General features: G+C 33.3%; 16 protein-coding genes. 1 reads left to right on the forward strand and 15 read right to left on the reverse strand.

Annotation, left to right across the window (positions count from 1 at the left end; all coding sequences use genetic code 11):
* Positions 1 to 225: 225 nt before the first annotated feature.
* The 11 genes from KO494_RS11040 to KO494_RS11090 form a co-directional block, all read right to left on the reverse strand.
* Positions 226 to 1131: a hypothetical protein gene (locus KO494_RS11040; RefSeq protein ID WP_215967656.1), complete on the reverse strand. Its 906-nt coding sequence runs from the start codon at positions 1129 to 1131 to the stop codon at positions 226 to 228.
* A gap of 74 nt (positions 1132 to 1205) precedes the next feature.
* Positions 1206 to 2126 carry a tRNA epoxyqueuosine(34) reductase QueG gene (queG, locus tag KO494_RS11045; RefSeq protein WP_215967657.1) on the reverse strand — a complete coding sequence of 307 codons (921 nt, stop codon included), beginning with the start codon at positions 2124 to 2126 and terminating at the stop codon, positions 1206 to 1208.
* Between the two features lie 99 nt (positions 2127 to 2225).
* Positions 2226 to 3248 carry a Holliday junction branch migration DNA helicase RuvB gene (gene ruvB / locus KO494_RS11050; RefSeq protein WP_215967658.1) on the reverse strand — a complete coding sequence of 341 codons (1023 nt, stop codon included), beginning with the start codon at positions 3246 to 3248 and terminating at the stop codon, positions 2226 to 2228.
* Positions 3249 to 3415: 167 nt separating this feature from the next.
* Positions 3416 to 5209, reverse strand: a complete 1794-nt coding sequence (locus KO494_RS11055) for a cbb3-type cytochrome c oxidase subunit I (protein WP_215967659.1) — start codon at positions 5207 to 5209, stop codon at positions 3416 to 3418.
* A 28-nt stretch (positions 5210 to 5237) separates the two neighbouring features.
* Entirely contained in the window at positions 5238 to 6305 is a 1068-nt protein-coding gene (locus tag KO494_RS11060) for a cytochrome c oxidase subunit II (RefSeq protein WP_215967660.1), read from the reverse strand.
* A gap of 29 nt (positions 6306 to 6334) precedes the next feature.
* Positions 6335 to 7696, reverse strand: a complete 1362-nt coding sequence (locus KO494_RS11065; protein WP_215967661.1) for a quinol:cytochrome C oxidoreductase — start codon at positions 7694 to 7696, stop codon at positions 6335 to 6337.
* Positions 7697 to 7721: 25 nt separating this feature from the next.
* Positions 7722 to 8279, reverse strand: coding sequence for a cytochrome c (locus tag KO494_RS11070; protein ID WP_215967662.1), 558 nt, complete (start codon positions 8277 to 8279; stop codon positions 7722 to 7724).
* A 1-nt stretch (position 8280) separates the two neighbouring features.
* Positions 8281 to 8817: a DUF3341 domain-containing protein gene (locus KO494_RS11075; RefSeq protein ID WP_215967663.1), complete on the reverse strand. Its 537-nt coding sequence runs from the start codon at positions 8815 to 8817 to the stop codon at positions 8281 to 8283.
* Positions 8818 to 8826: 9 nt separating this feature from the next.
* Positions 8827 to 10572 carry an NrfD/PsrC family molybdoenzyme membrane anchor subunit gene (gene nrfD, locus KO494_RS11080; protein ID WP_215967664.1) on the reverse strand — a complete coding sequence of 582 codons (1746 nt, stop codon included), beginning with the start codon at positions 10570 to 10572 and terminating at the stop codon, positions 8827 to 8829.
* 31 nt (positions 10573 to 10603) lie between these two features.
* Positions 10604 to 13858, reverse strand: a complete 3255-nt coding sequence (locus KO494_RS11085; RefSeq protein WP_215967665.1) for a TAT-variant-translocated molybdopterin oxidoreductase — start codon at positions 13856 to 13858, stop codon at positions 10604 to 10606.
* Between the two features lie 93 nt (positions 13859 to 13951).
* A complete protein-coding gene (locus KO494_RS11090) occupies positions 13952 to 15247 on the reverse strand; it encodes a cytochrome c3 family protein (protein WP_215967696.1) in 1296 nt (431 codons plus the stop codon).
* A 213-nt stretch (positions 15248 to 15460) separates the two neighbouring features.
* On the opposite strand from KO494_RS11090, the gene KO494_RS11095 reads away from it, so the two are divergent.
* On the forward strand, positions 15461 to 15862 hold the full coding sequence (locus KO494_RS11095) for an SPOR domain-containing protein (RefSeq protein ID WP_215967666.1): 402 nt from the start codon (positions 15461 to 15463) through the stop codon (positions 15860 to 15862).
* A gap of 331 nt (positions 15863 to 16193) precedes the next feature.
* On the opposite strand, the gene KO494_RS11100 is transcribed toward KO494_RS11095, so the two are convergent.
* From KO494_RS11100 to nusA, 4 genes are all read right to left on the reverse strand, one after another.
* Entirely contained in the window at positions 16194 to 16868 is a 675-nt protein-coding gene (locus tag KO494_RS11100) for a T9SS type A sorting domain-containing protein (protein WP_215967667.1), read from the reverse strand.
* Positions 16869 to 16877: 9 nt separating this feature from the next.
* The gene (locus KO494_RS11105) at positions 16878 to 17468 is read right to left on the reverse strand and encodes a phage tail protein (RefSeq protein WP_215967668.1); all 591 of its coding nucleotides are present in this window, start codon (positions 17466 to 17468) and stop codon (positions 16878 to 16880) included.
* A 135-nt stretch (positions 17469 to 17603) separates the two neighbouring features.
* Positions 17604 to 20468, reverse strand: a complete 2865-nt coding sequence (gene infB, locus KO494_RS11110) for a translation initiation factor IF-2 (protein ID WP_215967669.1) — start codon at positions 20466 to 20468, stop codon at positions 17604 to 17606.
* A 29-nt stretch (positions 20469 to 20497) separates the two neighbouring features.
* Complete coding sequence (gene nusA, locus KO494_RS11115) at positions 20498 to 21730, reverse strand: transcription termination factor NusA (protein WP_215967670.1); 1233 nt, start codon at positions 21728 to 21730, stop codon at positions 20498 to 20500.
* Positions 21731 to 21734: the final 4 nt, after the last annotated feature.

Genomic DNA, 21734 nt, shown 5'->3' on the forward strand with positions numbered 1-21734 from the left:
AATGATTTAACTATGACTTGCAAATGTAACTTTTTATGAGGAAAGAGAATAGAAAAACAAATAGAAATAGCTTATTATAAAAACACTATTATAATGTATTGTATATTATTTTTTACCGTTGTGTTTAACGAAATACTGCAATATTTAAATACACATAAAAAACAAAAGTCTTAAAAATCAAAGGGTGATTTTTAAGACTTTGTAAATAAGACTAGTTATGTAAAACTAATCCATTAACACTATTGCACCTTCTGGTTTAGAAAAGAAATCTTTAGTTACTGTTGGAGAAAAACTAAGATCACTTACTTCTATTTTTGTAATATACTCTCCTAATCCGTCTGTATCATTAGTAGACCAATAGGTTTTAAATCCGGTTGCAAACACAATGCCGTCTACCGTTGTTGTTTCTTGTAGTACTGTAGTTTTTTCTGGAGCATGCCCTCCATTTGGAAAGTATTTAGGGTACGAAACAATATATTTAATAGCACTTACCAAGTTTGTTTTTGCATTTACATAAAGAATATAATAATCATCAGGAGCAGAACCAACACCAGCATCATAAGTAGCTTTAATTACCTTTTGTGTTTCTCCTTGAAATTGTTGTTCTGGTAATAACTCAAGACTTACACCAGCACCATCAAGAACAAAAGGGTGTCCTGAAAAATACAATGGAGTTAAAGCCCAAAATTTAGTATCATAAGTAAAGGATGTACTATCTTTAGCTTTTACCCATGATTCTTTACCATCCCAACCAAAAGTAGATGTTGTATCTGTAACACTGTTATGTCTTGCTTTATTACTCCAAGTATCAATTGTTTGGTAAGAGTCTCTAATACCTTTACCATTTACTGGTAAATAATTAAAACGCATAGATAAATACCCATTAGAATACCATGTTTTTAACCCTCCATGTGCTTGCATTGCACTCCATAAAACTTTTCCTGCTTCTGATGCATTAAGCCTTTTATTGGCTGCCGCTACTCTTTCTTGTATCCAAGAATCTGGTATGTTATATTTTGTTTCTAGTGTATCTACTTCAATGCTTGTAGTAGTTTCTTTTTTTGAAGTTTGTTTACAAGCTACAAGGCTTAGCGCTAAAAATAAAATTAGAAGGCTGTACGGTTTTTTCATTATCTATTTTCTTTTTTATTTATTAATTACATTTGGTCGAGATACCTATTTAGACCTTTCAAAAATAAATTAAACTATTTTAAAAAATCAATATTACGTGTTAATCCAGAAAACTTTGTGCGTTTTACAGCAGAATTTTTAAATACTTTAGTAAAGGTATCTTGTGTTATTTCTTGCCAATCTTTTTTGGTCATTTCTAACAATTCTGGGTGTGGATTAAAAAGGGGTTCGTTATGTGGTTTTGCGAATCTATTCCATGGGCAAACATCTTGACAAACATCACAACCAAACATCCAATCATCAAAAGTACCTTTCATACTAACTGGTAATTGCTCTTTTAATTCAATAGTAAAATACGAAATACATTTACTGCCATCTACCACATAGGGTTCTGTAATAGCTTGTGTTGGGCAAGCGTCTATACATGCTGTGCATGTACCACAATGATCTGTGGTTATAGCGTCATATTCTAAATCTAGGTCTATAATAAGTTCTGCTATAAAGTAAAACGAACCTGTTTGTTGTGTAAGCAGATTGCTGTGTTTACCAATCCATCCCAAACCAGATTTTGCAGCCCAAGCTTTGTCTAAAACTGGTGCAGAATCAACAAAGGCTCGTCCATGAACTTCGCCAATTTCTTCTTGAATGAATTGTAAAAGTTGTTTGAGTTTATTTTTAATTACAAAATGATAGTCTGTACCATACGCGTACTTAGAGAGCTTGTAAGTGTCTTGGTTTTGTAATTGAGAAGGGTAATAATTTAGTAATAATGAAATAACAGATTTGGAGTCCTCGACTAGTTTTGTAGGATCTAAACGTTTATCAAAATGGTTTTCCATATACTGCATGTTACCATGCATGTTTTGGTTTAACCAGTTTTCTAATCGAGGTGCTTCTTCTTCTAAAAATGCTGCTTTACTAATGCCACAAGACAAAAAACCGAGGCGTTTGGCTTCGGATTTTATACTGCTGGTATATTTTTGTTTTGTGTTCATTGTTGCATTAACGATTGAGCAATTGTTGGAGCTCATCTCTGATAGCGACTTGCGAAAGCGTGACCTACCGAAGCTTTTTTTGCGTAGGTTGGGAATGCCCTAAAACAAACCGCCTTGTGTTGGACCTTTTACTCTTCCTAGGTGTTTATAAGCAAGTGCTGTTACTTCTCTTCCGCGAGGTGTTCGCATAATGAATCCTTGTTGGATAAGAAAGGGTTCATAAACTTCCTCAATAGTTTCGGCGTTTTCACTAACTGCTGTTGCTAAAGTGGTAATACCTACTGGTCCGCCTTTAAATTTATCTATTAAAGTGGTAAGTATTTTATTGTCCATTTCATCTAATCCATGTGCATCTACATGTAGTGCTTCTAAGGCATAACGTGCAATTTTAATGTCTATACTACCATTTCCTTTTATTTGTGCAAAATCACGAACACGACGTAATAAAGCATTTGCTATTCTTGGTGTACCTCTACTTCTACCTGCAATTTCGACTGCAGCTTCCATAGAAATAGGAACATTTAATATTTGCGCACTACGCTGTACTATGGTGGATAATAATTCGGTATTGTAATATTGTAATCTGCTTTGTATACCAAAACGTGCTCGCATTGGTGCTGTTAATAATCCAGAACGTGTGGTTGCACCAATTAGGGTAAATGGATTAAGATTGATTTGAACCGTTCTTGCGTTAGGTCCTGTTTCTATCATGATATCTATTTTATAGTCTTCCATTGCAGAATACAGGTATTCTTCAACAATTGGGCTTAGTCTATGAATTTCATCTATAAATAAAACGTCACGTTCTTCAAGGTTTGTGAGTAAACCTGCTAAGTCTCCTGGTTTATCTAAAACAGGACCTGAGGTTACTTTTATACCCACTTCTAACTCATTGGCAAGAATGTGTGCTAAAGTGGTTTTACCTAAACCAGGAGGTCCATGAAAAAGGGTGTGATCTAAAGCTTCTGCTCTACCATTTGCTGCTTGAACAAATATTTGTAAATTTTCTAATACTTGATCTTGACCAGTAAAATCATCGAAGGATAATGGTCTTAATTTTTTTTCTACATCAAATTCTTCAGGAGAAAAATTTTGGTCTGTTGGATCTAGGTTTTCGTTCATAGCTTTTCCTAGGTAGGAGGAAATCTCTTTTATGGTTTTATAAAAATCTACAAATTTTTTTAAAGCTTTGTAGGTTACTAAAACAAATATAATGAAAAAGCCTCTCTAAAAATAGAAAGGCTTTTAAGTTTTATTGTTACCCTAAGTCAAGCTCAGGGTGTTTTATTTTAATGTTGAAGTTCTTCTTCTCCTTCTTTTAAAGGAACATTCTGAGGCACGAAATCTACATCATGACCTGGTTTAGAATAATCATAAGACCATCTGTATACATGAGGAATTTCACCTTCCCAATTACCATGTACATGTTTTACAGGTGTTGTCCATTCTAAAGTTGTAGCTCTCCATGGGTTTTGCACTGCGCGTTTACCAAAGAACATACTACTAAAGAAGTTATATAAATAAATTAGCTGTACTGCTCCTCCAATTAAAGCAAATATTGTAATGATTACGTTAGTATTTGCTAAATCATCAAATAAAGGAAAGTTAGAGTTGGTATAATAACGTCTTGGTAAACCAGCCATACCTATAAAGTGCATTGGAAAGAATACACCATAAGCACATATAGCTGTTATCCAGAAGTGAATGTACCCTAGGTTTTTATTTAACATTCTACCAAACATTTTTGGATACCAATGGTAAATTCCTGCAAACATACCGTAAAGAGCAGATATACCCATTACTAAGTGGAAGTGTGCAATTACAAAATAAGTATCGTGAACGTTAATATCTAAAGCAGAATCACCAAGAATAATACCTGTTAAACCACCTGTAATGAAAGTAGAAACAAAACCAATAGAAAACAGCATAGCTGGATTCATTTGAATGTTACCTTTCCATATTGTTGTTATCCAGTTAAAAGCTTTAACGGCTGATGGTATTGCAATTAATAAGGTTGTAAATGTAAATACAGAACCTAAAAATGGATTCATACCTGAAACAAACATATGGTGACCCCAAACTATAGTAGAAAGGAATGCAATTGCTAAAATTGAAGCAATCATTGCACGATATCCGAAAATTGGTTTACGTGAATTTGTTGCCATAATCTCAGATACTAATCCCATAGCAGGTAAGATTACGATATATACTTCTGGATGCCCAAGGAACCAGAATAGGTGTTCAAATAATACTGGAGAACCACCTTGATAATGTAACACTTCACCTTGAATAAATATATCTGATAAGAAGAATGAAGTACCAAAGCTTCTATCCATTATTAATAGTAGACAAGCAGATAATAATACAGGGAAAGATACTACACCAATAACAGCTGTAATAAAAAATGCCCAAATAGTTAAAGGTAGTCTAGTCATAGACATTCCTTTTGTACGTAAGTTAATTACAGTAACAATATAATTTAATGAACCTAATAAAGAGGAAGCAATAAATATTGCCATAGCTACTAACCATAGTGTCATACCCATTCCTGATCCACCAGAAGCCATTGGTATTGCAGATAGTGGAGGATAGATAGTCCAACCAGCAGCCGCAGGTCCAGCTTCTACAAAAAGTGAAATTAACATGATAACACTAGATAAGAAAAATAACCAATAAGAAACCATGTTTAAGAAACCTGAAGCCATATCTCGTGCACCAATTTGCAACGGAATTAATAAGTTACTAAAAGTACCACTTAATCCTGCTGTTAGTACAAAGAATACCATAATAGTACCATGAATAGTTACTAATGCAAGATAGATATCTGCATCCATAACTCCACCTGGAGCCCATTTACCTAATAATGCTTCAAAAATTACATTTGGCTCTTCTGGCCATGCAATTTGCATACGAAACATTAGTGACATGATTACCCCTATAACTCCCATGATTGTACCAGTAATTAAATACTGTTTTGCAATCATTTTATGATCTATACTAAATATATATTTAGTGATAAAAGTTTCTTTATGGTGATGCTCTTCGTGTGCTTCGTGATCGTGTGTATCTGCGTGTGCTGACATAATTTAATATTCTTTTGTCTTATTAAATTTAGTTAATTAGTGAGTTTTTAAAAGCTTTTTGTTCTTTTATCCAAGCGTCATACTCTTCTTGAGTTTCAACAATAATTTTCATTTGCATGTTGTAATGTGATTTTCCACAAATCTTATTACATAATAACAAATAATCAAAATCATATCTTTCTAGAGCTTCTTCTCCTTTAGCAATAAGTGCTTTACTTTTTTCTGCTCTTATAGTATTAATATTTGCAACCTTATCAATCATATCTGGATTTTGGCGCATATCTGCTGTAGTTACTGTTGGCGTAAAACCAAACTGTGTAATCATACCAGGAACACAGTTCATTTGTGCTCTAAAGTGTGGCATGTAAGCAGAGTGTAATACATCTTGTGAACGCATTTTAAATAATACAGGACGACCAACAGGTAAATGTAATTCTGTTGTAATAACATCATCTTGTGCATAAGGGTCTGCTTCATCTACACCTAAAATATTAGCTCTATCAATATCAATTAAACGTACGTTAGCTTTTCCTAAAGTATTATCTTCTCCTGCATATCGTGCTTTCCAGTTAAACTGTTGTGCATATAGCTCTACTACTAAAGGATCTTCATCTTCATTTACATTCATGATACTTGACCATGTAAATAAACCGTATATAATTAAACCAGCTAATACAATAACAGGAATAATTGTCCAGATAAACTCTAGCGTATTATTATCTGCAAAGTATAAAGCTTTTTGTCCTTTTTTACCTTTATACTTAAAAGAGAAGTAGTGTAAAAGAAATTGTGTTATAACCTGAACGATAAAAATAAGTATCATTGAGATGGTCATTAAATTATCTATTTCAGGACCATGGGCAGATGCTGAATTAGACATTAATGGTAAATCACCTAATTCTACTAAACTCCAAATTGTTATTATATAAATGAAGGCTAGAAAACCAATCATTAAATAACCGTTTAGGCTATTATCTTTATCTGTTGCTATTTGGCTATTTGAGTTACCTACTTGAGCTAAATCAAATATTTTAACCATTTGCCAAATGGCAATTGTTATAAATACTAATACTAAAATTGTTAATAAAGCAGTCATTGTTGTCTTTCGTCTTTATTTATATTTTATTAATAATGGAAATGTTCACTTTCTTTTACAAAAGGATTTCGTTTTGCTAATAATGGTGCTTTTGTTAAAGCATTAAATACTACATATATGAATAACCCTGCAAATAGAGATAATGCACCAAGTTCAGGAATACCAATAAACCATCTATCACCAACCGTTGCTGGCATAATCATATTGAAAATATCGATATAGTGTCCTATTAAGATAACAATACCAGCCATAACTACAAACCAAGGAATACGTTTATAATCACTATTCATTAATACTAGGAATGGGAATACTAAATTTAGTACTAACATACCAAAGAAAGGTAATCTATAGTCGTTAATTCTAGTAACAAAGTATGTTACCTCTTCAGGAATATTAGCATACCAGATTAACATAAATTGTGAAAACCATAAGTAAGCCCAGAAAATACTAAACCCAAACATGAATTTAGCTAAATCATGTAAATGACTATCATTTACTAATTCTAAGTATCCTTTAGATTTTAAGTATAGAGAAATAAATGCGATTACAGTAATACCACAAACCATCATTCCTGCTAATACATACCATCCAAATAAAGTAGAGAACCAGTGTGGATCTACACTCATAATCCAATCCCAAGACATCATTGATTCTGTGTATAAAAAGAATACTAAGAATGCTGCTGAGATACGGAATGTCTTTTTAAAGTTCTTATTATCATTTGCGTTATCTTGAGCAATAGAGAATTTACGAGAAAACTGTCTGTATAAAACCCAACCTGCAATAAAAATTAAACCTCTAATTGCAAATCCCCACGTATTTAACCAACCCGATTTTCCTTGGATTAATTTATCATGCGCTACTACTTCTGGGTCCATCCAAACAAATATATTGTAATGACCAATTGTACCTGACGCAACTGCAATTGCTAATACTATTAAAGCACCAGGAAGTAAGTAGGCAGTGATACCTTCCATTACTCTAAATAAAACAGGAGACCAACCAGATTGTGAAGCCCATTGTACTGCATAAAATGCTAAAACTCCTAAAGCAATCATCATAAAAAAGAATGCTGCTACATATAATGCAGCCCAAGGTCTGTTAGCAATTTGATGTTGTACGTGTTCTACGTGTTTTTTGTGTTCATCTACATGTGAAACAGTTTCTGTTGCATGTGTATTTTCTGTTGCATGAGTATCATGTGCTTTTTCTGTTACTGCATGTGCAGTTTCTTCGCCATGACCACCACCATGATGTGCTTCTTCAGCTAATATGGTTTCAACGTCTTCAAAAGATTTATGAGAGGTCATAAAACCATATCCAACTCCTAATAATCCTAAAATCATTAGTGCGATAGAAAATGTCTTTAATTTATTTGAGAATGTGTACATATCTATATATAAACTTTATCTAATCTTATTTTTCTAAATCTGCTTTCAATTGTAAAACATAAGCAACAACTTGCCAACGTTCTTCTTCATTTAATTGGTTAGCATAAGAACCCATTGCGTTTTTACCATAATAAATAGTATGGTATATACTACCTGCATTAATTGCTCTACCAGCATCATCATAACTTGGTATACCTAGTATTTTTTCACGTTTTACTAAGTTACCTTGTCCGTTACCTTTATTACCATGGCAGATACCACAATAAATATTATATAACTCTTTAGCTTTAGCTTCATCATATTGATCTGCACTTAAAGGGCTTAGTAAATTTGCTTTAGCTTCTTCATAACCAGCGGTAGAGTTTTCAATTTCAAAAGGAGTAAACCCTCTTGGTACTGTTCCTTCTACTGGTAATTGTGCTTCTACACCATTTGCAAAAGCAGTTGATTCTCCATATGCTTCATAAGGTACAGGTTCATACATATTAGGCATGAATTGATAGTTAGGTCTAGAATCTTTTTTACAAGATACTATTGAACTTACTACAAGTACGAATACAAATATTTTTATTAAATGCTTCATATTAATGTTCATCTTCTTTATCAATAATATTTACTTCTACAGCACCTGTTTTTTGTAACAGATTGGTTAATTCGTTTTCGTTACCATGAACTGCAATTTCCATTAAGAAATGATCATCTGTTGTTCTTGGATCTGGATTTTCAGCTTTTTTAAATGGCCACATTTTACTACGTAAGTAAAATGTAATTACCATTAAATGTGCTGCAAAGAATACCGTTAACTCAAACATAATAGGCACAAATGCTGGCATGTTTTCGATATAACTAAAACTTGGTTTACCACCAATGTTTTGTGGCCAATCTTCAATCATAATAAAATTCATCATTACAATTGCTACAGTTAAACCTACACATCCATATAAAAAAGATGTTATTGCTATTCTAGTTGGTGCTAATCCCATTGCCTTGTCTAGTCCGTGAACTGGAAAAGGTGTATATATTTCTTCAATGTGATGCTTTTCAGCTTTAACTGTTTTTACAGCATTCATTAACACATCGTCGTCTGTATAAATAGCGTGAATTACTTTTGAAGCTTCCATATGCTACTTTTAGTTTATTAGTTTTTTAGCTTGTCCTGCCCAATCATCGCGTTCTGCTCTTCCTGGGAATGATTCTGTGATAGAATCTAACAAATTATATTCATTATTTGTCATCTTACTTACTTGTAAGAATGTATAAATTCCAATACTATTTAATACCTCTTCCATCTTTGGTCCAACACCATTAATCTTTTTTAGATCGTCAGGAGTTTGTGTATTAGGATCAAAAGTTCCAATAGTACCTAAAAGGTTAGTAACGCTTTCAGAGTTATCTTTAGAAGGAGTTTCTTTTACAACTTCAACTTGAGGTTTAGTAGTAATTTTCTTTTTACCAGAAGTTCTCTCATCTGTACCTGTACCTACTAAGCTATCTCCTCTTTCTCTAATTTTTTTATAACGTTCACCAGAAGATTTTAAAATAGTTTTAACCTCTGCTTGCGCAATTACTGGGAAAGTTCTAGAGTATAATAAGAATAATACAAAGAAGAAACCAATGGTACCAATAAATATTCCTATATCTACAAATGTAGGTGAGAACATTGTCCATGATGATGGTAAGTAATCTCTGTGTAATGATGTAACAATAATTACAAAACGCTCAAACCACATTCCTATATTTACAATAATAGAGATAAAGAAAGAGAACATAATACTTGTTCTTAGTTTTTTAAACCACATGAATTGTGGAGAAAATACGTTACAAGTCATCATTGCCCAATAAGCCCACCAGTAAGGTCCAGTTGCTCTATTTAAGAATGCAAATTGTTCGTATTCTACACCAGAATACCAAGCAATAAATAACTCAGTAATATATGCTACACCTACTATAGAACCTGTAATCATGATTACAATGTTCATTAATTCGATGTGTTGTAATGTAATATAGTCTTCTAAATTACACACTTTTCTCATTATAATAAGAAGTGTGTTTACCATTGCAAATCCTGAGAATACTGCTCCTGCAACAAAGTAAGGAGGGAAAATGGTAGTATGCCATCCAGGAATAACAGATGTTGCGAAGTCAAAAGATACAATAGTATGTACAGAAAGTACTAAAGGTGTTGCTAAACCAGCAAGTACTAAAGATACTTCTTCAAAACGTTGCCAATCTTTTGCTCTACCAGACCAACCAAAACTTAGTAAAGAATAAATTTTCTTTTGAAATGGTTTTACTGCTCTATCTCTAATCATTGCAAAATCTGGTAATAAACCTGTCCACCAGAAAACTAGAGATACAGATAAGTAGGTAGATATTGCAAATACATCCCAAAGTAATGGGGAGTTAAAGTTTACCCATAGAGATCCAAATTGATTTGGTATTGGTAATACCCAATAACCTAACCAAGGTCTTCCCATGTGTATGATTGGAAATAAACCAGCTTGTACTACAGAGAAAATTGTCATTGCTTCTGCTGAACGGTTAATTGCCATTCTCCATTTTTGACGGAAAAGTAATAGTACTGCAGAAATTAATGTTCCTGCGTGACCAATACCTACCCACCAAACAAAGTTAGTAATATCCCAAGCCCAACCAACGGTCTTGTTTAAACCCCAAGTACCAATACCTGTAGATACTGTGTAAAGTATACACCCTATTCCCCAAAGAAAAGCTACTAATGCTATAGAAAATACTATCCACCATTGCTTATTTGCTTTACCTTCAATAGGTCTTGCCACATCCACAGTAACGTCGTGGTATGATTTTTCACCTGTAACTAAAGGTCTTCTAATAGGTGCTTCGTAATGAGACGCCATAATGCTTTATAATTGTTTCTTAATTAATTTTTTATGCTTCAGTTGTATTTCTCACTTTTGTATGATATTGAACATTAGGTTTTGTCCCAACGTGCTCTAACAAGTGATACATACGTTTATCTTCTAAAAGTTCTGCAACTTTTGAATCTTTATCGTTAATATCTCCAAATACCATTGCTCCACTACTACATGCTGCAGAACAAGCGGTTTGGAATTCACCATCTTTAATTTCTCGTCCATCACGTTTTGCATCAAGAATTGTTTTCTGTGTCATTTGAATACACATAGAACATTTTTCCATTACACCACGAGAACGAACAACTACATCTGGATTTAAAACCATGCGTCCTAAATCATCATTCATATGATAATCAAACTCATCGTTACCATTGTATAAGAACCAGTTGAAACGACGTACTTTATACGGACAGTTGTTTGCACAATATCTTGTACCTACACAACGGTTATATGCCATATGATTTTGCCCTTGACGACCATGTGAAGTTGCAGCAACTGGACAAACAGTTTCACAAGGTGCATGGTTACAATGTTGACACATTACTGGTTGAAAAGCTACTTGTGGATTATCTGAAGCTTGTTCTAATTCTCCAAACTCACTTAATGAACTACTTAAACCAGAAATATTATCTTTCTTTTCATTATCTCCAGCAAAAGATTCTTCTGAAGAATAATATCTATCAATACGTAACCAGTGCATATCACGACTACGTCTAATTTCTTCTTTACCTACTACAGGTACATTGTTTTCTGCGTGACATGCAATTACACATGCTCCACATCCTGTACAAGCGTTTAAGTCGATAGATAAGTTAAAATGATGCCCAATAGAACGATCAAACTCATCCCAAAGATCAGCATCTTTAGAAGTTACTGGAATTTCTTCATGATTATAAGAAACTACAGGTATTGCGTTAAAGTGAGATTTATCTTTGGTATTAAATATTTCTAAAGTTGTTTCTTTAATAATATCACCACGTCCCATTAATGTGTTGTGTAATTGTACACAAGCAAATTCATGTTCACCAGGAATAACTTTTAAAGATACATTGCTTTGAACAGTATTAAAGTTTTGGTAAAAAGGGAATGCATTTTTACCTGTTTGCATTTCTTCTTTTAAACCGTTTTTACGACCAAAACCAAAAGACATTCCTAAAGAACCAACCGCTTGACCTGGTTGAATAATTACTGGAACTACTTCTGTAATACCATTTACCGTTAATTCTACTAAACTAGAGTTTAAACCACCTGTTGCAACATGCCAGTTTTTAACACCAAATTTCTTAGCATCTTGAGCAGACATGGTTAAGTAATTATCCCAAGTTGTTCTAGTAATAGGATCTGGAAACTCTTGTAACCATGGGTTATTTGCCTGTTGGCCATCTCCCATTCCTGTTTTAGTGTATAGTGTTAACTCTAATTCTGATGTTTTTGCAGAAGCAGCTAAAGCTCTTGCCGCATCACCACCAGATGGGGTAGAAACACCTGATAAAGTACCAACATTAGATGTTGTAGTTGAAGTTGTTGTATATGAATCTTTATCTTCTTCTTTTATACCTACTCCTACAGCAGCATCATGAATGATTCCGCCAACCCAAGTTCTATCTTTTTTATCATTTAATTTACTAGTAATTTCCGTGGTTGTAGATGAACCAGCATTTGCTCCTCCAAAAGAGGAACCTGCAACAAAAACACCATCATGTAATGCTTTGTTAAAAGAACCACCACTAACTATACTAGTTTTCCAATTTTGCTTGATATAGTCATGAAAAGATTCTTCTTTTCCTGTCCACTTTAATAAAGCATCTTGAAATTGTTTTGTATCGAATAAAGGACGAATAGTTGGTTGCGTTAAAGCAAAATGTCCTTTTTTCATTTCCACATCTCCCCAAGATTCTAAATAGTGAGGTGCAGCAGCAATATACGTTGCTACAGATGCTGTTTCGTCTGCTTTCATTGAAAAACAAACCGAAGTTAAGTTTTCATTTTTTAATCCTTCAGCAAAATCTGAAGCATTTGGTAATGTATATAATGGGTTTACACCACTCATAATTAAAGCACCAACTTTACCTGCTTTCATATCAGCAACTAAAGCATTTACCGCTTTATCATTTCCTTGTCTTGTTTGTATAGGTGAAGTAATATCAAAAGCTTTAGCTTTTAAAGCTTCGTTAATTTCTAAAACTACTGTTTGCGCATTAACATCTTGTAAACCTGTTACAACAACACCATTGCTACCTGCTTTTTTAAGCTGAGAAGCTGCTTGACGTACTGCTTTATCTAATGCTTCTGGTAAATCTCCAGAAACAGAACCTCCTACTACATAAGAGTATAATTTAGCTAAGGCTATTTTTTGTTGTGTTGGTGTTAACGGAACACGCTTATCTGCATTTGCTCCTGTTAATGACATGTTAGATTCAAACTGAATATGACGAGACATTTTTCCATGATTTGGAACTTTGTTCTTAGCATATCCGGAATCAAATCCTCCACCTTGCCAATCTCCTAAAAAGTCTGCACCAACAGACACAATTGTCATTGCTTTAGAGAAATCATAATTTGCTAAAGCACGTTCTCCGTACTTAGCTTGGTAAGCATCTAATGCAGCAGATTCTGAAACAGCATCATAAACTACATGACGAACATTACCATATTTTTCTTTAAACTCTGAAATTAATTTTGAAGTTGACGGACTTGCAAAAGTTTGAGTTAATAATACAATGTCTTTACCAGAGCCCTTAAGAGCTTCTAGTTTTTGCATCACTGCATTATCAAGTTCTGTCCATGAGATAGCTTCCTGGCCACGCATAGGACCTTGAACTCTTAAACTATCATACAATCCTAAAACCGAAGCATTAACTCTGGCATTGGCGCTACCATTAGCAACTGCCATAGAATTGTTTTCGATTTTAATAGGACGACCTTCGCGAGTTTTAACTAAAACAGATGCAAAATCAAATCCGTTTGCAATAGTAGTTGCATAGTAATTAGCAACACCAGGAATAATTTCTTCCGGCTGCACTACATAAGGAATTGATTTAATAACTGGTCCTTCACAGGCAGCAAGAGATGCTGCAGCTGTACTAAAACCAACATATTTTAAGAAATCACGACGAGTCGTTGAAGAAGACTCTAAAGTGTCTTTATCTCCTAAAAATTCGTCTGTAGGAATTTCTTCTACAAATTCGTTTTGTTTTAGCGTCTCAACAATAGAGCTATTTTCGTTTAGCTCCTCAACACTTTTCCAGTATTTCTTGTTTGATGACATATTATATAATTGAATTACTTCTTATTAATTTTATTTAAAGTTTTAAATCCCTTTTAAGAGATTTCCACTTTCGTGGAAATTACTAAACTAGGTTTAGTAATGACATTTACCACATTCTAATCCACCCATTTGCGCAGCAGTTAACTGCTCTACACCATATTTTTTAGATAATTCTTCGTGAATTTTTGTATAGTATGCGTTGTCTTTTACTTTAACGTTTGTTTCTCTGTGACAGTTAATACACCATCCCATTGTTAATGGAGCATGTTGAGATACTATTTCCATTTCTTCAACTGGACCATGACAAGTTTGACATTCTAAACCTGCAACAGTTACGTGTTGTGAGTGGTTGAAATATGCAAAGTCTGGTAAGTTATGAATACGCACCCATTTAACTGGCTGTGGTGTTCCTGAATATTTTTGATCTGCATCATTCCAACCTGCGGCTGCATATAGTTTTTGAATTTCACCATCATAAAACTCTTTTGTATACTCTGCAGTAGTTTCTCCTGTGTATTCGTATACCGATTTATGACAGTTCATACAAACGTTTAACGAAGGTATACCAGATGTTTTACTAACTCTAGCAGAAGAGTGACAGTACTTACAGTCTATACCATTATCACCTGCATGAATTTTATGCGAAAAATGAATTGGTTGTACTGGTTGGTATCCTTGATCTACTCCTACTTGAGATAAGTAACCATATACAAAATAAGCACTAGCTAATAAAAAGAATATTACAGTTACTAATACTAAAAACTGATTTTGAGCAAACGCTTTCCATAACGGAACACTTTTATCTTCTGTCTCAATATCTACTCCTTTAGCTTCAGCAAATTTACGAAGCGTCTTGTTTACTAATATTAATGCAAATGCTAATAAAGCAAACAATACAGCTAATGCGCCTAAAATTAATTTATTAGAAACACTATCTCCACTTCCTGACGCTTGCGTTGCTCCTACCTGCGTAGTAGCCGCAGCAGCAGGTGCTTTAGCTTCTTCAGCAGTGTATGCTAAAATATTACTAATATCTTCATCTGATAATTGAGGGAAAGCAGTCATTGCAGCTCCTCCAAACTCATTATAAATCTTGTTTGCATAAGCATCACCAGATTTAATTACGCCTGAACTATTACGTATCCATGCAGAAAGCCAATCTCTATCTAAACCTTCATCATCAGACAAACGTTGCTCTACATTACGCAAAGCAGGACCTGTCATTTTCTTATCTAATTTATGACATGCTGCACAATTAGCATTAAATAAAGATTTACCCTTAGCAGGATCGCCTTCTTGAGCAGAAAGCGTCATGGAGAATGTTAGTAAAATAACTAAGCTTAAACGAAAGATTGTTGCACTTAACTTACGGTGAATCACCTGTTTCATATTATTGGTTGAATTAACTTCTAAACTTTGGTATGGTTTTTTCATTTAGTAAAACAAAAAATACAGTTATAAAATCTCAAGCAAAAGTAATATTAAAAGTCGATTTTAGAAATGTTAGCGAAGTGTTAATTGCTAATTTAGAGAAATTCTAAATAACAAAACACCTAACTAATTAGTTTATAACATATACATTTGCATTAAATATATTTGAAAATGAAATTACTAAAAACAAAACACACATTACTTTTAAGTATTATAACTTTTTGCATAACAAGCATTTGCAACGCACAGGAAGGTGTTATTAGTATAAATCAGGATGAAGAAATCACTCGTTTATTAGAGTTAAAAAAAGAGATTAATACTAATGAAGATGCTAATGATAGATATAAAATACAGATTTTTTCAGGCAGAAGAGGTGCAGCAGAAACAGAACAAACAGATTTTAACAACGAATACGTACAATGGACAAGTAAATTAGTATATGAAACTCCTAATTATAAAGTTTGGGTAGGAAGTTTTAAAAGTAGATTAGAAGCAGATAGAGCGTTATTGAAAGTAAAAAACAAGTTCCCAAATGCTTTTATTTTTAAACCAAAAATTAAAAAAGAACTTTAGATTCTAATAAAAAAAGCGACCATTGGTCGCTTTTTTTATTTACATACACTATAAAATATTGTAATACTTTTTAAAACACCAATGAATTTTTAATAATTGTTTCGCTAGCTAAACGTAACGCTATTAAAAAAGCATTAGCGTATTACCTAGTAAACTTTTTGAACATAGATTCATTACATATAGTACCATTTAAACACACAACTGCCTATTGTAATTCAAGCAAAATGCTCACAAAAGACAAAAACCTTTTTACAATTTAAAAACTTCATAAAATAAAAACACCTTCAAAATTTAATAAAAATTGAAGGTGTGTAAGTGTAAAAAAAATGTGTTATTCAATTATAATTTTCCTGACAGTTTTCTTTTTTCCAATGATTATTTTTACAAAATAAAGACCTGGTGCATTTTTTGAAACATCTATAGTTTTTGCATCTTTAACAGTATAAATATGCTTTCCTAAAATATTATAAAGCGAAATCTTATCAATGTCTTTATTATAAAAATCAACAAACAAAATGTCTTTTACAGGATTTGGATGTATCATTATAGCATCATCTAGTTCTAAATTTTCAACAGATAAAGTGGTATCTTGTACATCTCCTGTAATAGAAATAATAGCACCGCAAAGCGTTTCTGTAACGCTAGTTTCTTCTACCCAGCTACCTAAGTTTAAACTTGGTGGATTTGGTAAAGATGCGCTGCTATTATAATACAAAACATAGGTGTTCTCAAATGTTCCGTTACCATCGTCTGCAAAGATTTCCCAACGAGAGACAGTATTATTCCAAGCGATTTGCAATTCGCAATTTCCTAGACCTCCACAAGGGGAGTTTTCATCTACAGGATTCGTTTCAAAAGTATTTCTACCTGTTGCATCTAAACTTTTCTGATTAAACGTATAATCAGCAGTTTCTAACAAATAATGACATGCGTTTAAAGTTATTGTTTGCGCAAATACGTTTACGCCAAGCACAAAAAACAATAAAAATATTATATTTTTTTTCATAATACATGCTTAATTACTTGTTGGATAATACCCTGAGACACAAATAACATATCGAAGTGTGGTATACGGTTGCATATTATTTACTGCTGTACCACTACCTGTATTACCAATCATATTCTCATTCATAACAGTAGCAGTAGTACTTTCTCCTGTAGAATACTCTTTGTCTAGCAACTTGGTACCTGCTGGGTAATTATTTGTTGGAGATTCACTATCACCATCTTCTACCACAGCATTAACTGAGTGGTTATGTGCTGGTAAATTTGCCTCTACTAGAGTGGTTGTATGTAAACCTCCTTGATTACCTTGTGAATAGCTTGGAAGCCCTGGACCAGCACCTTGCCCAATAGGCACACGACCTCTTAAATCTGGTAAAGCAAAAGTAGTTATACCATCACCACCATATTGAGTTCCTAAAAGGCTAAACAAAGCTGTATTTTGTGCAATTGGTAATAAACTACCATCACATTCCATCCAACCACTTTGTACAAAATACACTGCTGTTAATTTAATATCACCTAGATATGCATCTTGTGCGTTTACAGTATTGACAAAAAAGAAACATAAGCATACACTTAAAGTTGTAATTAGTTTTTTCATAAAAAAAAATTTAAAGATTAATAGATTCTAAATTTAGTTATTTTATAATAATTTCTAAATAGCAACCATAATTTTTATTCAATAAAAAAAAAGAGCGACCAATAGGTCGCTCTTATAATTTGTATATAAAAAAATTTATTTCAGTTTCTTTTTAACTTCTACTTCATGGAAAGCTTCAATTATATCGCCTTCTTTAATGTCGTTGTAGTTCTTAATTTGGGTACCAAAATCATAACCTTTAGAAACTTCTTTAACATCGTCTTTAAAACGTTTTAAGGATGCTAATTCACCTGTGTATACAACTACGCCATCACGTATTAAACGTATACCAGAGTTTCTCATTATTTTACCAGTTAATGCCATACAACCTGCAATGCTTCCAATTTTAGAAACTTTAAAGATCTCTCTAATTTCTGCTGTACCTGTAATTTCTTCTTTAAGCTCTGGAGATAACATACCTTCCATTGCGTCTTTAAGATCATTTATAGCATCATAAATAATGGAGTACATTCTGATATCGATTTCTTCGTTATCTGCTATTTGACGAGCATTACCCATTGGACGCACATTAAATCCTATAATAATAGCATCTGAAGCAGTTGCTAATAATACATCACTCTCTGTTATAGGCCCAACACCTTTATGAATAATATTTATTTGAATTTCTTCGGTAGATAATTTCTGGAAAGAATCTGTTAACGCTTCTACAGAACCATCTACATCTCCTTTTAGGATGATGTTTAATTCTTGGAAATCACCAAGAGCGATACGACGACCTATTTCATCTAGAGTAATATGACGTTGTGTACGTACAGATTGTTCACGTTGTAATTGTGTACGTTTTGTAGCAATTTGTTTTGCTTCACGTTCGTCTTCAAATACATTAAATTTATCACCTGCTTGTGGTGCACCATCTAAACCTAGAATAGATACTGGAGTGGAAGGACCTGCTTCTTTAATATCATTTCCACGTTCATCTTGCATTGCCTTAATCTTTCCGCTGTTTTTACCAGCTAAAACATAATCACCAATACGTAATGTACCTGCTTGAACTAATATGGTAGATACATATCCTCGACCTTTATCTAAGAATGCTTCTACAACTGTTCCTTGTGCTAATTTATCAGGATTTGCTTTTAACTCTAATAATTCGGCTTCAAGTAATACTTTTTCTAAAAGTTCTTTTACACCTGTTCCCATTTTAGCAGAGATATCTTGTGATTGAATTTTACCTCCCCAATCTTCTACTAAAAGGTTCATTTGTGCTAAACCACTTTTAATATTTTCTGGTTTTGCGTCTGGTTTATCAATTTTATTAATTGCAAATACTATAGGTACTCCTGCTGCTTGCGCGTGAGAGATTGCTTCTTTAGTTTGCGGCATGATATCATCATCTGCAGCTGCAACAATAATAGCGATATCTGTTACTTGGGCTCCACGAGCACGCATTGCTGTAAATGCTTCGTGACCTGGAGTATCTAAGAATGCTATTTTTTGTCCGTTGTCTAAAGTTACTCCATAAGCACCAATGTGTTGTGTAATACCTCCTGACTCTCCTGCAATTACATTTTCTTTACGTATGTAATCAAGAAGCGATGTTTTACCATGATCAACGTGACCCATTACTGTTACAATAGGAGCACGAGGTTTTAAATCTTCTGGTTTATCTTCAACTTCTTCAATAGCTTCTTCAATATCTGCAGTTATAAATTCTACTTTATATCCAAATTCTTCTGCAACTATAGAAAGTGTTTCTGCATCTAAACGTTGGTTCATAGTAACCATCATACCAAGAGACATACAAGCAGATATAATTTGTGTTACTTGCACATTCATCATGGTAGCAACCTCATTTGCTGTTACAAATTCTGTTACTTTAAGAATCTTGTTTTCTGCTGCTTCAATTTGTTGATCAATTTCAGATTGTTCTCTGTGTTGATCTCTTTTATCTCTTCTGTACTTAGCACCTTTACCCTTACTAGATTTACCTTGCAGTTTTTCTAGGGTTTCACGTACTTGTTTTTTAACGTCTTCTTCGCTAGGCTCTTCTTTTACAATATTTCTTCTTCCTTTGCCTTGTCCTGGTTTGTTTCCTTTGTATCTGTTGTTACCACCTGAGTTATTTCCTCCAGTTCTATTATCTCCTGGTTTAGAAATTCTACGACGTTTACGTTTATTATCTGAAGATTTATCGTCTTTCTTAGGGTCTTCTTTTTTCTTTTTAGGTTTATTAAATTGACTTAAATCAATTTTAGTACCTGCAATTTTAGGACCAGTAAGTTTTTGGTATTTTGTTTCTACCCTTTCTTCTTTAAAGGGTTGATCTTCTGCTTTAGTAGTTTTTTCATTTTTAGCAGCTGCTGGTTTTTCAACCTTATCTACTTTTTCTGTTTTCGCTACTTCATCTACCTTTTCTACTTTGTCAACCTTCTCTACTTTGGTAACCTTTTCAACCTTAACTGGTGTTTTTGGTTTTTCGGTTTTAGTAGGTTGTACTTCCTCAACTTTTTTAATTTCTTGAGGTTTTTTAGTTTCTTGAGGCGTTGTAGGAGCTACTTTTTCTTTAGCCGTTTCTTGCTTAACTTCTTCGGCTTTCGGTTTTTGCTTCTCTTCTACTTTTTTAGATTTACCATCTAAATCTATTTTACCAACTTGTTTTGGTCCAGACAGTGTAGACTTAGCTTTAACAATTTGTTGTTGCTGCTGCTTAGCTGCTTCTCTAATTGCTTCTGCTTTTTGCTTTTCTTCTAATTCTTTCTCACGTTGTTCACGTAAAGCTTCTTTTTCTTTGAGTTTAGCCTCACTAACTTCTTGAGACGCCATTCTTTTGCTAGCGTCTGTTTGAAATTCGTTTGAAAGAATTTGGTAAACTTTTTCTGAAATTTTTGTAGTAGGACGCTTCTCTATTTCGATGCCTTTAGATTCTAAAAAATCTACTGCACGATCGATAGAGATGTTAAGCTCGCGTAATACTTTATTTAATCTTACTGTTCCAGCCATAAATTGCTTGTAATATAACCTAAAATGTGTTAGTCTTCAAATTCTGCTTTAAGAATTCTAATAACTTCGTTTATTGTTTCTTCTTCTAAATCGGTACGTTTCACCAAATCTTCAACCTCTTGTTCTAGTACGCTTTTAGCTGTATCTAGTCCTGCTTTGCTGAATTCATCAATAATCCATCCGTCTATTTCATCAGAGAATTCGCGTAATTCTACATCTTCTTCTGCTCCTTCTCTAAATACATCAATTTCATAACCTGTTAGTTTTCCTGCTAAACGTATGTTGTGACCACCACGACCTATAGCTTTACTTACTTCTTCTGGTTTTAAAATTGCTTCTGCTCTTTTATTTTCTTCGTCAATTTTAATTGATGTTACACGAGCAGGACTTAATGCTCTTGTAATATACAATTGTAAATTGGTTGTATAATTGATTACATCAATATTTTCATTTCCTAATTCACGAACTATACCGTGAATTCTAGATCCTTTCATACCTACACATGCACCTACAGGATCAATTCTATCATCATACGAATCTACAGCTACTTTTGCTTTTTCGCCTGGAATACGTACTACGTTTTTAATAGTAATTAAGCCATCAAAAACTTCAGGAATTTCTTGCTCGAATAATTTTTCTAAAAATGCTGGTGCAGTTCTAGACATTATTATTGCAGGTTTATTTCCTTTTAACTCTACACTTTCAATAATTCCTTTTACGTTATCTCCTTTACGGAAAAAATCTGAAGGAATTTGTTTGTCTTTTGGCAAGATGATTTCGTTTCCTTCATCATCTAAAAGTATAACAGCTCTGTGACGAATGTGGTGTACTTCGGCTGTATAAATTTCACCAATTAACTCTTGAAATTGTTTATAAATATTGGTGTTATCGTGTTCGTGTATTTTAGATATTAAGTTTTGTCTTAACGCTAATATAGAACGACGACCAAGGTCTATTAATTTTACTTCTTCAGAAACATCTTCACCAACTTCAAAATCTGGCTCAATCTTTCTTGCTTCTGTTAAAGAAATTTCTTGATTTGGCTCTTCTACTTCACCATCTGCTACTACTATTCTATTTCTCCAAATTTCTAAATCTCCTTTATCTGGGTTTATAATAATATCAAAATTATCATCATCTCCAAATTTCTTTTTTAATGCATTTCTAAAAACATCTTCTAAAATTGCCATTAAGGTTACACGATCTATTAATTTATCGTCTTTAAATTCTGAAAAAGAATCAATTAACGCAAGGTTTTCCATAACT

The sequence above is a fragment of the Lacinutrix sp. C3R15 genome (assembly GCF_018860825.1).
Lineage (GTDB): Bacteria > Bacteroidota > Bacteroidia > Flavobacteriales > Flavobacteriaceae > Oceanihabitans.